Raw genomic sequence first — 15,914 nt, forward strand, 5'->3', positions numbered from 1 at the left:
TATGCATTTTCAGGTTTACTCTCTATCCTGTTGTATTTATAGACAATCAACAACGATCCTTTCAAATCATCATCGAGCCCATGTCAAGTATCTTTAACAAATAAATCTATATTTCTCAATTTTAGTAAGTAACAACATCTATTACTTAATTAAGGTTTGGTAAGCTAATTTATAGAATTCTTCCATTTTTTCTCCTATGTTTTTTGAGGTCAAAATATGATTTTTCTTTTGAATAAATATTGCTAATTTTTACTGTTCAATATTCATACAACCATACTCTCCACTAGTATCAGCGTTTAAGTGTGAATCTTGTTTTAAAAAGCATGATTTTCGGTAAAATCCCTCTCTTTGAAATATTAAGTTACATACTGAAGTGGTAAATGGATAAAGAACAATTGCGCTTTACACTGTTTGGTTGTGTCGCCATTCTGTTTTGGAGTTGCCTCTTGGCGAGTGCGCGCGTAGTCACTGAGCAACTTGGACCTGTCGGCGGTAGTGCCATGCTTTATAGTATTGCGGCATTACTGTTAGTAATTTTTATTGGTATACCTAAACCATCATTATTCTCACTGCGCTATCTTTTTTTAGGCGGTGCTTTATTTGTTTGCTATGAGATTTTCTTAACGTTGTCACTAGGCTATTCAAATAACCGTTCACAAGCGATTGAGGTATCTATCGTCAACTATCTATGGCCCGCATTAACTGTGCTATTTTCAGTCCTAGGCAGCAGCAAACGACCTAGCGTTTTTCTCTACCCTGCCATTTTGTTGGCATTCGCCGGTGTTGCTATTACGGTAAGTGGTGATCAAGGGTTCTCTGTTATGAAGCTAGCGGCGAATATAAGTAGCAACTCTTTAGTCTATATATTGTCTTTTACAGGTGCGATTCTTTGGGCAATCTACTGCAATCTCACTCGGCGTCAAAAATCAAAACACAACGCGATCACACTATTTTTTATTGCAACAGCAATTGCATTATGGATTAAGTATGCAATCTCAGACGAACCTGCTTTGATCTTTACATGGGAGTCGAGTTTCAACTTACTGATCACTGCATTTTTAATGGCGGGTGGTTATGGTCTTTGGAATATTGCAATCATAGGCGGGAATATGGTGTTTCTGGCGACACTTTCGTACTTTACACCTGTCTTCTCAGCAATATTTTCATCAATCATTTTGGGCGTTAGCTTGAGTCAAAACTTTTGGTCCGGTGTGGCATTAGTTACGATGGGATCACTAATATGTTGGTATGTGACGAGAGAAGCACCTAGTAAGTCTTTAGCTGAAAGTGAAAAATCAACTAGCTAATTTTTAGTAAAAAAAAAGAGAAGTACCGAGTACTTCTCTTTTTGATGCCTATAACTAGATATTAATAACCTAATTAACCTCCAGTGACAACGTCACCATACTCGCATCTTGATCGACATCGAAACGGCTATCTAATAAAAATACTCTTGACGCATCGACTTTGGTTACATCCACAAGATACGCTTTAACCGCTTGTGCGCGTCTTTGCGCAAGTTGCCCTAACTCTGCAGGCGTTACTTGCTGCTTATTGAGCACCAAATTATACAACGCAATATGCCAACGGCGATCGAGCTCTTCGTCAGTGTAATCCTGGTCTTTATTATCAAGCTCTTGTTCAATCGTATCTCGCACCGTATCTGCTTCAACGCCAAACTCTTGCTGATACATAACCATCAGAGCCTCAGACAATGGTCCCTGTACCGGGATGCTGCTGGCACTTAAATCCTGTGGTAATTGTTCAACTTGCATATTAGCCTGTGAAGCTAAAAGCTGATCAAACTTTGCCAGCGCCAATGCTTTACTGTCTTCAACCGCGTCAACCGAACCATCAACAGATAACGTCAACATTGGACGTGTTTCCAGTGCCTCGCCCAGTTGTGCTAATTTCTCTTGTTGCTCTGCATTCAGCTGATCGACACCAAAGTCGAAACTCACTTCATTGAGCTCATCATCTGCATCAGCAAGACCTGCAATAAACGAGAACGGCGCAGTGACAGCTTTAGTGATAATATTCGACAAGGTCTGCCAGATTACCGCACCAACACTAAAATCAGGATCATTAACATCACCTGATACATCCATACCTAAATCAATCACGCCATCACTATCTTGAAGCAGTGCAATCGCTAGCTTGATTGGAAGATCGGTCGCTAAATCACTTTCACTCGCCTTACCGAGTTGAAGCTGGTCCACTACGACATGGTTTGAACCTTTTAGTTGATTGTTCTCCAATTTGTAGTTTAGCGCCAACGTCAACTGACCTTTATCAATGTAGTGACCTGCGTAGGTACCGGAATAAGGGTTAACCGTTGTGAGTTCAATGCTCTTGAACAATACGTCCAAATCCAGATACGGCTTAGCAATGAGCGGGTTAATCTCACCTTTCACCTTTACTGGCGCATAGCGATCAATGCTGCCACTGATATCAACTGAAGCTTTCGTTCCCGGAATGCTCGATATATCGCCAATGCTGCCGCGTAACTGTTCAATACCAGACGAGAAGTTTGGCGTGAGTGAGTTATCAGCAAAGAAGGCCGAACCGTCTTTAAACGATACCTTGCGCACTTTTAACGCGAATGCTTTGCTGTCGTTTGCTTTATTCGCTTTATTGGATTGGGTATTCGACTTAGCCGATTTTGGCTGCTCGACAACCAAATCACCGATATTCGTCGAGCGATCTTTATTGATCACCACACGCGCATAAGGTTGACTCAAGCTAAGTGTATCGATATCCAACTTTGATTTGTTTAAATCGAAAGCGAACTTATTTACCGCTAAAGATTGCCATTTAACAAATGGCTTCTTCAACTTATTATCACGCACCGAAAGGTGATTAACTGCAGCACTGCCGCTCGCAACAACTTTGCCTGTCGCATCGGCACTTAGCTTCGTATTAGTGGTAAACTCACCACTGGTTAATGTCGCGTTAAGTGCTGTTGCAATGTAAGGTTGGAACTGACCCAATTTTAGTTGCTTAACGGCAATATCAGCATCAACACTCTGCGCAATCGCGTCAGCTTGCCCTTTAACATTTAAGTCACCTTTACCGTTTATCGATGCAGTCACTTCAAAGTCAATTGGCTGTGACAAATCGCTAATGATCTGTTTAGTCGACAGATTGATAGGTGCAACTTGCCATTTATTCGGCTTTTTGGTTAATAGGCTTTCTTCAATATTTAGCGCGTACTCTTTAAGCTCAATCCCACCTAGTGTTACCAACCAAGGCTTATTTTCACTAGGCTTATTTTCACTAGACTTGGTTTCGCGACTTGGCTTCTCAGTCGTTTTAGCGGACGCTTTCGCAGTTTCTTTGCTGTTGGCAGGTTGGGCTAAAGATTTTGGCGTAAATATTGTCGCAAGATCCGCACCTTTAGAATCCACTTTCGCAGAGACGGCTAGACCTTTCGAGCTCACTGCGTCAATCTTAACCTGTTGGCTTTCTGTATCCGCCGCAATTCCCGCAACCACAAAATTTTTCAATGACACTACGGATCTACCATTAGCGTCAAAGTTCACTTGATTGACTGCTAGCTCGCCAGAATGCGTCGAAACCGTTAGCGTATCTTGCTCAGGAGTATCGCCAATGGTTTGAGTCACTTTATATTGTGATGCGAAGTTAAACTCGCCAGAGGTCAGTTTAGCTGCAAACTCATGGTCGGCAAAGCGCCAAAGCCTTGGTAATTGAATGTGTTCAATCTCAACATCACCCGATACACGCAGTGGCTTTAACTGAACTTGACCGTTAAGTGCTAAGCGAGCTGAATCGCTATCAGTAATAACCACGCTATAGTGGTTCACTTTACCGTCTGCATCTAATAAATTTTGAGTTGCGAACTCGCTTAACGTGACATTAATGTCTGGATACGCCAGTTCTGTATCGGTTACTGCATCGCGAAAGTAGGCTTCACCACCAGTAAGCGCTGTTTGCTTGATATACACCGGGAAAAGCGGAGCATTTCTGTCAATGACCTCTTCACTCGTTTGCTCACTTTCTTCAACCGCAGGACTATTTTTTTCTACTGCAGCAACAATGTCACTAAAATTAAAAGTGGTTTGCGAAGAATCAGTGAGCCTTTCAATATTAACAAAAGGCTGGTCGAGCTTAATGTACTCTAACTCTAGGTGTCCGTTTAGAATCGACTGCCAAAAGTTAACTTGCAACGCTGCTTGATTGAATTTAACAAAAGGCTTATCCCCTTCTAAGATCGCAAACTGTTCGAGACTCACTTGCAGTGTAAAAGGATTAATTGTCACTTTACCCAATTGAACTGGACGCTCAATCAAGTTTGAAAGCTGTTTAGGAACCTGTTGCTGTGCAATGTATGGCACCAAAGCGCCGACTAATGCTGCATAAGTTAGATATCCACCAGCGGAATACGTTGCCCAACGAACCGCACGGGGTAAAGCTCGAAACTTAGTCATCGCTTGACTGAATTTGCTCGACATTATGACTTCCTACTCCTTCGCCTATATCGAATATTATGCGCATTATACGCGGAACTAATGGCTCGTTTTGTCAGAACAATCTAATTTCAAATGCTTAGAGCAAACTGAATGTGATCTGTTTCTAGAGAACTATTTATACGAAAGGTCGTTGAGAGAAACGCGAGAATCTCATGCAACGACCTTTTGCGGGTAACTTGATAAAGTTTTGTTAGCTTATTTTTGTAGTTGCTCTTTAGCGGCTTCTACTTTCGCAAAATCAAGACCAAGCTCATCAACTGCTTCTTTGATTAATGCTGGATTTTGCATAACTTGCGCCATCAACATTTGCAGTTTGTCTTGTGGCAAACCTAGCTGTGCGATTGTCGCCATCGCAGCTAGTGGGTTTTGTGTCAGCGTTTCAAAAATTGCGCTGATTTGCTCGTCACTGATATTGTTTTCTTTAAGTAACGCAATAATAGGGTTCATCTAAATACCTTTGAATACGATTAACAACTCTTGTCGCCATTTTACCATCAACTTGTCCCCTGTCTAACAGCAATACAAAGCTCGCCACCTGGTTGGACACTAGTTAAACGATAATGCTTAATGGTGACAATATTGACTAGTTAATTAGTTGTTGTTCAACAAGAGAATCTAATACAACCAACGCCGCTAAAGAACACACCGCTTTGTCTTGGCTATCAATAAAACGAAGCTCTTCGATTTCAGCGTCTGCCGCTAAGTCACCATTGAAATCAGCAAAATAACAAGTCAATTGCACTGTTACACCACTTGCTTTGCCGTCTGCTTGCGCACTATATGTGCCCGCATACTTGATAGAGTCCAACTCTAAGTCAACCGATAGCTCTTCTTTGATTTCACGAACTAAAGCTTGTTCATCACTTTCACCTTGCTCGCGTTTACCACCTGGTAAGTAAAAAAGCTCTTTTCCTTTTGAACGTACAGCAAGAAACTTACCATCGCGAATGCTAATCCAAGCGAGTTTATCAATGATTTTATCCATTTATGTGCCTAGTCATTTCTATTATGTCGCGCAATTATATTCGATTTGCCAAACAACTAGATAGTCCTTCATCTGACTTAACGTGCGCTACCCCATATGATTTCAATGACTGCTTCCTCAAACCACATGTTTATCGATTCACCTGTTTCAATTCTAAATTGATGAACGCCTGAGACACAAAGGAGAAAGGAGAAAGGTTGAAAAAATATTCAGAAAAGCAATGTTAAAAGACACTGATAAATCGATGTCGATCAAAGCTGACTTTCACAAATATGAGCTCATAACACTCTATTTTTATTCATAAATATTAATATTTGCAAGTTTCATACTCAACTGTATACTTGTCCGCCAACTTTATTATCACCCCATAAGAAAACAGAATTTTGACAACGGTAGCCAAGTGAATAACAACTATTTAGTACTAGGTAATTTATATTGGCGAAGGGATTCCAAAACACTATTTAAACCATTAGATGATGGCAGTCTAAAAGAAGAGAATGTTCTAACCCAAAAACAGTACGATTTAATTTGTTGTCTTCTGGATGCCTCACCGAAAACCCTTTCCAAAGAGGACATCATTGAAAAAGTTTGGGATAGTCGACATATCTCTCCTGAGAGTCTGCCACAATTGATTATCCGAACCAGACAAGCACTGGGTGATAGCAAAAAGACCGTATTGATAAATGAACCCGGTATCGGCTATAAACTCAACTTTTCTACTCGTGGTAAGCAAAGTCGAGATGACAATTCAGCCGTTGGCGTAACGACACCAATAAGTTCTCATTTGCAAACAAGCCATCTGAGTAAAAATGCGGTACTAACGCCAGAGCAAAGCACTAGAAAACTCAACTTTGTTAAACTGTTAGTCATAGCAATCCTACTGATCGCTGTTATTTTCCAATGCTTGTATTTATTGAGCGCCGTTCGTTATAAAAATGAATTCAAGAGTATTGGGCACAACACTCCTTACCCATTTGTACAAACTAAAGATGAACAAACAATCGTAACTATTGATAATTATGAATGTATATATCAAAAAGATCGAAAACTACTTAGTTGCCAAAAGTAAATTTCTTGTTGCAACATTGGTAATTGTCAATTTGTCGCTATTTTTCTTTATATCTCAACAAAAAACAGAATGGGTCGGATCAATTGAAACACCTATCTATCATTGGTCGACGTTCACTCAGCAACGAATGAATACTATTGATATGAGTGTGACCTATACAGAGCATGGTATCGAGAAAGGTTTTTCCAACAGCTTTGATTATGAACACATCGCGAGTAATGAATACATCTCATACAATTCAGACATGAAGATTAAGTTCTACCGTCAACGAGTCTATGCGCTTGATGATGAATGCTATTTGGTTTTTAGAGGTAGGACATTAATGCAAATTCACAATGTTTCTATGCGCTGTTTGTTGCTTTAACTTTTATCAATCAACCAGCTCAAGTGGTGTAATAGCTGAGAATGTAATTTATATAATTGATTTTTTTCTCAGTTAAATCAGCTATATCGGCATTTACAACACGATATAAGTGAGATGTAAGTCGCAAAACTTACTCGATACATTCATCATAGCGTCACCAAACAGTTCGTCACTGCATAGCCGACGTTTGGTTGTTAAATTTTGCTAACAACGTCAAGTTAGGCTGCTTTACGCCTACTGGCTCTAAGTCAGTAAGCTGAAGCGTTTTTCATAATAAAGCGACACTTTGATCTGGTTTTGTTTTAGTCACCTATATTTCCGGCTTAGGTGGATGTCACTAAAACAACGCCAGATCCTTTTTTCTCATCAGATTTCTCGCGACTTTCCCCTTCTCCATCAAACTTGAGTAACGCCACTCACAAAATCTACCTTACGAGCTATATTCTCGTATTCATTGGCATATAGTTCGGCAATCATCGTACGTAAACACCTTATCAGGTTGATCTTGGAGTAAACCTTTGCAGTACTTCGGAGAATTTGCCGCACTGTCTGCAGCAGCAGTTTGGGCAATCGCAACATGGATTTATGGGCAATTTAGCCATCATTTTTCTGCCTTACAGCTAAATATCGTTAAGGGCGTCATTGCTTCAGTGATGATGGTTTTGGTAATGCCCGTTGCCGTTACCTTTCCTGATAGTATCGATAGCACCCACCTACTTATACTCGCCATATCCGGTGTGATTGGAATTGCGATTGGCGACAGTGCTTATTTCGCCTCTCTTAAACGGATTGGAGCGAATAAAACGTTGTTACTTGAATCTCTTGCTCCGCCGCTTTCCGGCGTATTAGCACTTGTTCTATTGGGGAGTGTATTACCGCTACAAAGCTGGCTAGGTGTCGTTATTACAACCGTGGCAGTAACATTTGTCATAATGCAGCCAAGTGGCGGGGAAGTAAAAACGATCAACTGGTCCGGTATCGGTTTTGGTTTACTAGCAAGTACCTGCCAGGCTTCGGGGGTGGTTATTTCTCACTATGCTTTGGTTGCTGGTGACTTACCGCCTCTACTCGGCGCAATTATTCGCCTAACTGTTGGTGTACTTGCCGTTACAGCTATCATTATTTTTGTTGAAAAACGTCCTTTCTCTCAAATCAGAGATCATTTTACGCAGCTGACTCAAAAAGCCTTCTTGACCTTACTTCTCGCTATTTTCGTCGGTACCTTCTTGGCACTTTGGCTTCAGCAAGCCGCACTGAAATATGCGAACCCTGCGGTTGCACAAACCATTATCGCGACTAGCCCACTGTTTATGCTGGTGATAAGTGCGGTTAAAGGTGAAAAACCAACGATCAAGAGCGTACTAGGCACGCTTGCTGCCGTTGGGGGAATTTCGCTCTTCTTCCTCGAATAATGTAATTACATTTGATGTACAGAGACTTTAACTCTTTACCTCAAATGTCAGTCTTATTGTCGACTACTAAATCAACCATCTGAGATTTAGTGGTCGAGATACAGAAGCTCGCAAATTAAAGCCGCACTGTCGCGGTTTTAGTCTGCTCTACTCGCTTGTCCTTTACCTCATACACATTTTTAATCTGCCCGAGAATATTGCGATCGTGCGTGACAACTAAAACAATCGCATCTTTAAGTTCATTGCGTATATATTTGAGCATCGAAACGACATCGCCCACAGAAAGATTAATAAAGGCTTCATCAAGCACAACTAAACGTTTATGTTGATCGAGTGACATGTAAAGTAACAGCTTACGCTTCTGACCCGTCGACATCTCAATTGTCGAGATATCTCTTTGAAAAATAAACTCATAATCCAGCGGTATATCTACGAATATTTGTGAGCAAATTTGTGCAATTCTGTTCGGGTCTCGAATACCACGGATATAGAAATTGGAATAAATGGACCCGCGAATGAAGTCACTGCTTGGATCAAGATATGCGACAAAGCGTGAGAATACACTCCGGTCTAAATCGATACCATTGTAGAAATCATTGAACTGAACATTACCTGTGTATTCCGTGTGGTTCTGCAATATCGTCGCCATTAAAGTCGATTTACCGCTACCAATATTGCCACAGAAAGCGTAAATATTGCCTTTTGTTAAAGTTAAATTTACCCCTTCTAACAGCAGTCGTTCTTCCACCGAAACATTGACGTTCTTTAACTCGATTCTTGAGATGGTATCGATAGAAAGCCCTTTTTTCATCAAACGCGCTTCAAGTTTATCGAACACATCTTTAAATGCTGTATTCAAATGGTAAGTAGAAGTCAAAATAAAGAACGTTTTGGTAACCATGCTAATCATGCTTTGGGCTGCGCGACCATTAAGGATCAGCAAAGCTATCAAAACATTAAATATCGCCGCATCGGCTTTCGATGCAAAAAAGATGGTAGAAAACAATACAAAGCTTGCTAGAAACGAACTAAGGCGAACAAACTCATCCCAATTAAAGTTAAAACTTGCGATGCCATGATCACTCTCAAACGACTTTTTACACACTAATTCAAAGTTGTTTAGCGTCGCATCCGTATCCAAGAATCGCAGCTGTTTATTGTTTCTATAGTAAGAAATACGCTCGTTAAGCAAATCCTGTTGGGCGGATTCATGTTCAATGTACAGGGTGTAATTTCGATAACGTAGATACACTGAAATTGCGATGATAGTGAGGTAGAAAACCAGTAACAACAACGCATATTGACCAATAAAGACAAACAGTAAGGCAACGACTAGAGAAAAGTTTACAAAATCAATGATGAGTGAGGAAAGATTATCCCAAATAACCTTGCGGTTTGATTCAACCATTCTGACTTTGGTCAACACATCTTTGTGACGAAAGAATGGTAATACACTCAATATGTAACGCTCAATCTTTAGTGCATTTTTATCAACCGCGCTCAAGTGCTTCAATTTGACGAAATGTTTGAGCGAATATTCTATCCCCCACAACAAAATGAATGCGGTAGTAACATAAAACAGCGTTGTAATCAGCTCATTAAAGATCAGGCGAGTATTGAACAGGTTGGCGTAAAATGCCGGGATCAAAATAAATGGCACTGCCGCCACCAGCAAAAAATTAATCCGGGGGTAGAGCGAGAAAATCGTTTCTATAAATTCACGACTGCTCAGTTTTTTGGGGTACTCGCCGACATGGGCGATTTCTTTTCCTACTAGCTCCGCAGTATCTATCTGCTTTTTATCCTCGCCAACAAATGCATTGCCAACACGATGAATAAAGTTCGGTTCCCCCTCAAGCGTAACAAAAGAATCTGGCAAGTCATTAAAGTCCGCGACCGTAACGCGCTCAATATGATAGTCAAACAAAGTGTCTTGAAACAATGCATCAAGATGAGATAGAAACGAATCTAGGTTTTCGTATTCCAGCCGTTCAAAAGCCTTCCAATCAAAATTTGCTTTCGAGTTTACGATCAATTTTTTTACCGTCGCTTTCATCTACTTCTCACTGCGCAGTTTAGTCAGTTTGACTGATAAGAAATGGTGGGAATGATTGAAATCACTAATTCTTGGGGTTGCCACTCCTAAAAATGACACGGCTTGAGGCGAGCACAACACGCGACAAAGGTTAGACGAACCCTGCCTAACCTTCATCGCACCTATTGGTAATTACGCCTGTTCTAGTGCTTCTACCTTTAAGTATTCAACCTCAAAGTCGTCCGATGCCACTGGCTTACCAAAATGGTAACCTTGGAACAGCTTGCAACCTACTTCGATTAGTTTCTCAACTTGGTCTTGGTTTTCAACACCTTCAGCTTGCACTTGGATATTAAGTTGCTCTGCCATCATCATCACTGATTTCACTAGGCTGTAGCTTGCTTCATCGCCTTCAGCAATGCCTTTAATAATGTCGCGATCCACTTTAAGTCGGTCGATTTCGAAATCTCGCAGGTTAACTAGAGAGGTATATCCCGTACCAAAATCATCAATGAAGGTTTTGAGACCTAGATTATGCAGCTGACGTACTTTATCGCGAGCCGCTTCAGAGTTGGCAGAAATGGTATCTTCTGTAATCTCAATCGCAATAGAGCCAGGGGTCACACCAGACTGCTCAAGCGTCGTTTCGATATCATTGATAAAACCAGGTGAAAGAAGAAGGTCACTTGTTGCATTGATTGATGCCACCCACTCACGATCCCATACTCCTTGTTTCTGCCACTTAGAAACTTGGCGAATCGTTGAATGAACGACCCAAAGTTCGAGATCGACCGACAGCCCTTCTTGCTTGGCTAACTTGAACAGCTCGAAGTTAGAAATCGGTCCACGAACAGGATCAACCCAACGTATAAACGACTCTGCGCCAATCAAACTGCCATCTGCATTAGTCTGCGGTTGATACACCAAAGAAAAACCACCTTCATGAATCGCATTCTTCAATGATTCAGCAATTGGCAGTGCAGTAGCCACTCGAATGTCGTGAAGAATCTCAGCGACTTTGTTTAATTCATGATTAGTTTGTTCAATCACATTAGTGGTCATCTCTTGTGAACGTACAATGTCTTGCGACATTTCAACCACGCGCCCAGCCATCCCATCAACCGCATCAGTGACCTGAATAGCATCACGGCTCATTCTTTCCGCGTGCACTGATAAGATCTGCTCCATGTTTTGGTTAGCGATCGCCATCGACTCCATGCGCGAAGACATACTACTCAAGGTTTGCGCAGCTTCAGTCACTAATGTATTCATGTTTTCCGAATAACTAGAAAGGATCAGTTCCATCTTCTGATTGGTGCGTAACTGCTCTTCTCGCATCAAATCAATCTGCTCGGCTTGGTTTACTGCAATGCGATTGCTCTGCTCCAAACTTTGAGTAAATTGTTTCACTACCGTTGAACCTGAATTTGACTCAAGTAAGGTATGAAGATCCGTCCAGACTTTCTCTTTCGTTTGAACTAATTGCAAAGTGTCTTGCAAAGAGCCATGTACACGCTCAAAGTTTTGATTGATGATCTCATGATCGCTTTCGATGATTTCGTTCGCGCGAACCAATTGTGCATCATCCGTCGCATGAACATCAAAAAACGAGTTGAGGTAGTTAGCAGCAAAAAGGATAGAAACTGAAGTACCAACACCTAAGATCGAAGTCAGAAACGCCAGTGACATGGAGTCTAGCGCCAAGCCAATTGATTCAAGTAGCAGAGCCATTCGTTCAGCGAAGTCACCTTCAGCCGCCAAGCCGGATGCAATACCCGAGATCATATTGGCAAGACCAACGAAAGTACCAATTAGACCAAACGATACCGCCAGTGAAGAGGCAAGTGTTACCTGTGTACGAAAGTACTCGATATTGGCAAACCGATGGTGACGGAAAAAGAAAGCCACACAAAATACTGTAATTGGATAAATATAACTAATCGCAATTAAGGCGGTTATCTCAGGAGACAACTCAAAACACTGGACGATAAAACTTCTTGGTCCTTCAAAATAGTACGCCAATGCTGGAATAGTTATATACACCAACAAACCAAAGATATACATTAATTAGTCTCCCACCTAACTTTTGATATTACTGATTTACTTTCTACAATTTCTGTCGTTATTTTCATTGCTTCTGGAAGGTCCAGAATAGCTAAGAACCTCATGATATTAACCGCACTTTTCCTCTCCGAATCACGGCTTTCTATAATTACTTTTACGTTTTCAACGTCGTTTAATTGTGCTCTTATCTGTTCGACAAGTTGTGGCTCTAACTTGAAGTTCACCACATATTTAATCTCTTTATTCTCTAAGTCAGAACCAAATATTTCTCGATACACTATTGGGGTATAGGCTTGGTCTTCTACTTCGACTACCGCTTCCATTTTTGCAGCAGATGTAATAGCAGCAGACGTCTGAATCAAAAAGAAAATACACACTAAAACCATCACAATGAGTGATGATGCCAATGCATCAACAAACGGGGCGAGAGAGTCATCATTCATTATCAGTCTCCTGTATTGTTTCGCTAACCAAAGGCGATAAGTTGATGTCGATAAAGCAGGTATTAAACATTTCTGACTCTTCAATGGTGAACATCGGGGCTACAGGTACAGAGTCTGCAAAATACTGGGTCATCTTGATGTAGTTAAATGTGCCAACCTCTTCCATTTGGCGCTGCGTTGAATTGAAGCCGTAGTTACAGCCATTCTGATAAGAGATAACCCTCTGATCGATATCAATAACTTCGGATTGCATTATGACTTCGCGAATTAGATTCGCATCCACATAACTACTTTCCATTACATAGCGATATTTCTCATCATTGATTTTCACTAAACCGGTCTCTGGCATAATTGCCTGAACAAATGCAATCAACGTAGCAATTACCACCAAAACGATAACCGCTAAGGCTGATGAAATAGCAGAAACAAATCCAATCATCTACCACACCTCAAACTTAATATCATTTGGTAATACACTTAAGATAAACTCCATTACGTTAATTTGATCATCAATAACGAAGACTTGTACATCGATGCCCAAATTGAGGGACAAGTCTAGAAATTCTTGGTCCGGTTTTATGGTGACACGATAATAACGTTTACCATTTTTATTTTGTTCATCGTAGGCAATTGAGTCAGAACTTAATTCAACTATGGTACCGTTAAATATCTCATTAAAACCGGGAGAATTGATTTTTAGTTTCACTTCGCGACCGATACTTAAAAAATGACGATATCGAGAGTCAAACTTTGCGGTGACCTCCTGAGATGCGCCCTCTTTTTTAAGTACGAACATCTGCGCCGCCTCTTGGACGAAAGTACCAACCGCCAAACCATCCGTAAGCTCTAATATACTGCCGTTTATTGGTGACCGGATGACTGACTTTTTCTTTTTCTCAGCCAGGAGCTGCTTCTGGTAGCTCTTTTCTGTAATTTCTGACTCTAACGACGTTATTTTCTCATCCAATGTGAGTAGTCGCTCTGAGCGACGCATTTGAAATACCATCAGTTTGTCGTCGAGGTTTTTTTTCGCTTCAAGCTCAGACATCTTGAATGAAACTAACTCGCTATTTAGATCTGAAATTTCGGTTTCTAGATCATAAAAGCGAATTGTCTCGCCTTTTCCTCGGCGTAGTGCGCCTTTTTTCTTGGTGAGAATTTTGCGTTTTTTCAGCAGCTCATCGGCTTTCTTTTTGCGCTCCAATGCCAAATCAACCAGGTATTTCTGCTCTTGTAAGTAGTCTTCATAAAAACTCAGGATATAAAGACCACCAGCCCCTGCTGCATGAGATTCTTGATCACAACCGTAGTCAGAATGAGCAATTGGCGAAGCTGAAAAACGGTCACTGACTAAAAAACAGCGTTCGTCTTTATGTTGCGTAAGCAATCTAGAATTCTGCTCAAGCTCAACGGAGATTTGCTGCAATTGGTACTCATCAACCAAGTTTCGATAGCGCAGCATTGCCTGCCCAACTTGAACTTTGTCGCCTTGAGAAACCATTAAATCAACAATGTAGCTACTTGAGGGCGCTTTAAGAGAAACGTTACTCTCTTTGATCCCAGTTAGACCAGAGCCTGGGGCAACCACTTCAACTTGTTTGAACAACAAGATATAGCCTAAAAGACAGGCAATCAGAGCACCGACCGCCAGCTTGTGTCTCTTTTGAATTAGTATCATGTTTTAGTAAATCTTTTGTGACTTGAGCTCCATTAGTGAGTAGAGCTGGTCATAAAGGTTTAACTCCATGTTGAGTAGTGCAATTTCAGACTGATTGAGGGAAGAAATACTTTCCGCAATATCAAGGTAGGTCACTTTGTCAGTGAAGATTTCATTCTTCTGGTTTTCAATAAGTTCTCGGTTGATACGTAGTTGCTCGACCAGATTGTCGCGCTTCGCTAGGGTATTTTCATAGTCCAGTGTCATCGCTTCGATCTTTGCCAGCAACTTTTGCACATCATTGTCATAGCGTTCTTTCTGCGCTTTAAACAGTTTTACTGACGCTTCTTGATCCGCGGCAGTTGCGTGGTTGTAGAGATCAACCGTGACCGTAACTCCAACATAAGACTCATTGGTATCGCCAGGCAAAAATGAATCTTCCCCGCCATATAAAGCAACGCGGGTCTCGTTAACCAAGTCGACTTTAACGCGCTCTCGTTGCGCTTTAGCACTCTTTAAAGCTGCCTTAACTAAATAGTCCGTAGAACGCAGTGAATAGTTGTCTTGAACTAATGTATCGCTTTCAAACTGAGTCACATCTGCATCAAGAACCGAGAGTACTTTGTTATAGTCAAGACCGATTTTTTCAGTTTGCTCTTTGCTGTCAAACACCACACCGGTCTCTACTCGTAGATCACGAAAATACTTATCAATGTTGGAGACCACCGCAAATACTTGTTCTTCAAAGCGAGACTTTGTTAGCTCCACTTCCATCGCGTCTGACTGGGTTGAGACCCCTTCTTTCGTCGCATTCAACTGTTTCTTATAGAAGCTTTCTAATTCAATGCGAATGAGGTCTGATTGACGTTCGAAATGACGGGTTAATTCAATGCGAGTTAAGTACCTCAGTACGGTGTAGTAAATCTCTAACTCTTTACTTTTAAGGTTCATTTCTCCTGACAAACGATTGTTCTCACTCGCGTCAATACGTTCACCGACACTGGAACCCCACACTTTAGTACTGAGTTTAAAAATACCTTCCCCCGTCCCATCAGGGTCTGGGCGAGGATCGCCGTAGTACTCTTTAAGTTCAGAAGAAAGTGTCGCACTGGGGTAATAAAACTTCTCTTCCTTGTCTTGCAAAATTTCGCTCGATTCGAGCTCAAATTGCAGTGCTTTATACTCATGAGATACCGCTAGTGCTTGATCTAAGATCTCGACAAAGCCTAAATCATAGGGTCGAACTTGCGAAGGCGTTCCACTCTGAGAAGCGGAAGCTTTAGTATTGACTGGTAGTGTATCGACCAGCTCATCTGCGAACACAGAAAGTGGCATTAGAGAGAGTGTCGCCGACATTGCCACGACAAGTTTTGTCTTCTGAAAAAAGTTCATAGT

12 protein-coding genes are annotated in these 15,914 nt (G+C 41.2%); 3 read left to right on the top strand and 9 right to left on the bottom strand.

Going from position 1 to position 15,914, the window contains the following annotated elements; all coding sequences use genetic code 11:
- Window positions 1–380 precede the first annotated feature (380 nt).
- On the top strand, window positions 381–1,307 hold the full coding sequence (yddG, locus tag GZN30_RS18440; RefSeq protein WP_075647634.1) for an aromatic amino acid DMT transporter YddG: 927 nt from the start codon (window positions 381–383) through the stop codon (window positions 1,305–1,307).
- Between the two features lie 69 nt (window positions 1,308–1,376).
- Here yddG and GZN30_RS18445 read toward each other — a convergent pair whose 3' ends face one another.
- From GZN30_RS18445 to GZN30_RS18455, 3 genes are all read right to left on the bottom strand, one after another.
- On the bottom strand, window positions 1,377–4,472 hold the full coding sequence (locus GZN30_RS18445; protein ID WP_075651848.1) for a DUF748 domain-containing protein: 3,096 nt from the start codon (window positions 4,470–4,472) through the stop codon (window positions 1,377–1,379).
- Between the two features lie 213 nt (window positions 4,473–4,685).
- Window positions 4,686–4,937, bottom strand: coding sequence for a DUF2999 family protein (locus tag GZN30_RS18450; RefSeq protein ID WP_075651846.1), 252 nt, complete (start codon window positions 4,935–4,937; stop codon window positions 4,686–4,688).
- 136 nt (window positions 4,938–5,073) lie between these two features.
- A complete protein-coding gene (locus GZN30_RS18455) occupies window positions 5,074–5,475 on the bottom strand; it encodes an NUDIX hydrolase (RefSeq protein WP_075651844.1) in 402 nt (133 codons plus the stop codon).
- 400 nt (window positions 5,476–5,875) lie between these two features.
- Between GZN30_RS18455 and GZN30_RS18460 the strand changes: the two genes are divergently transcribed.
- Entirely contained in the window at window positions 5,876–6,544 is a 669-nt protein-coding gene (locus tag GZN30_RS18460) for a winged helix-turn-helix domain-containing protein (protein ID WP_161987112.1), read from the top strand.
- An 882-nt stretch (window positions 6,545–7,426) separates the two neighbouring features.
- The gene (locus GZN30_RS18465; protein ID WP_075651840.1) at window positions 7,427–8,320 is read left to right on the top strand and encodes a DMT family transporter; all 894 of its coding nucleotides are present in this window, start codon (window positions 7,427–7,429) and stop codon (window positions 8,318–8,320) included.
- 115 nt (window positions 8,321–8,435) lie between these two features.
- On the opposite strand, the gene GZN30_RS18470 is transcribed toward GZN30_RS18465, so the two are convergent.
- The 6 genes from GZN30_RS18470 to GZN30_RS18495 all read right to left on the bottom strand — a co-directional run bounded on the left by GZN30_RS18470 (window position 8,436) and on the right by GZN30_RS18495 (window position 15,911).
- Complete coding sequence (locus tag GZN30_RS18470; protein WP_075651838.1) at window positions 8,436–10,376, bottom strand: ATP-binding cassette domain-containing protein; 1,941 nt, start codon at window positions 10,374–10,376, stop codon at window positions 8,436–8,438.
- A gap of 171 nt (window positions 10,377–10,547) precedes the next feature.
- A complete protein-coding gene (locus tag GZN30_RS18475; RefSeq protein ID WP_075651836.1) occupies window positions 10,548–12,419 on the bottom strand; it encodes an EAL domain-containing protein in 1,872 nt (623 codons plus the stop codon).
- Window positions 12,419–12,862, bottom strand: coding sequence for a hypothetical protein (locus GZN30_RS18480; protein ID WP_075651834.1), 444 nt, complete (start codon window positions 12,860–12,862; stop codon window positions 12,419–12,421). The genes GZN30_RS18475 and GZN30_RS18480 overlap by 1 nt, the downstream gene beginning before the upstream one ends.
- Window positions 12,855–13,301, bottom strand: a complete 447-nt coding sequence (locus tag GZN30_RS18485) for a hypothetical protein (protein WP_075651832.1) — start codon at window positions 13,299–13,301, stop codon at window positions 12,855–12,857. The genes GZN30_RS18480 and GZN30_RS18485 overlap by 8 nt, the downstream gene beginning before the upstream one ends.
- Window positions 13,302–14,540, bottom strand: coding sequence for an HlyD family efflux transporter periplasmic adaptor subunit (locus tag GZN30_RS18490; protein WP_075651830.1), 1,239 nt, complete (start codon window positions 14,538–14,540; stop codon window positions 13,302–13,304).
- A 3-nt stretch (window positions 14,541–14,543) separates the two neighbouring features.
- The gene (locus GZN30_RS18495) at window positions 14,544–15,911 is read right to left on the bottom strand and encodes a TolC family protein (RefSeq protein ID WP_075651828.1); all 1,368 of its coding nucleotides are present in this window, start codon (window positions 15,909–15,911) and stop codon (window positions 14,544–14,546) included.
- Between the last annotated feature and the right edge of the window lie 3 nt (window positions 15,912–15,914).

Source organism: Vibrio ponticus (genome assembly GCF_009938225.1).
Taxonomy (GTDB): Bacteria; Pseudomonadota; Gammaproteobacteria; order Enterobacterales; family Vibrionaceae; genus Vibrio; species Vibrio ponticus.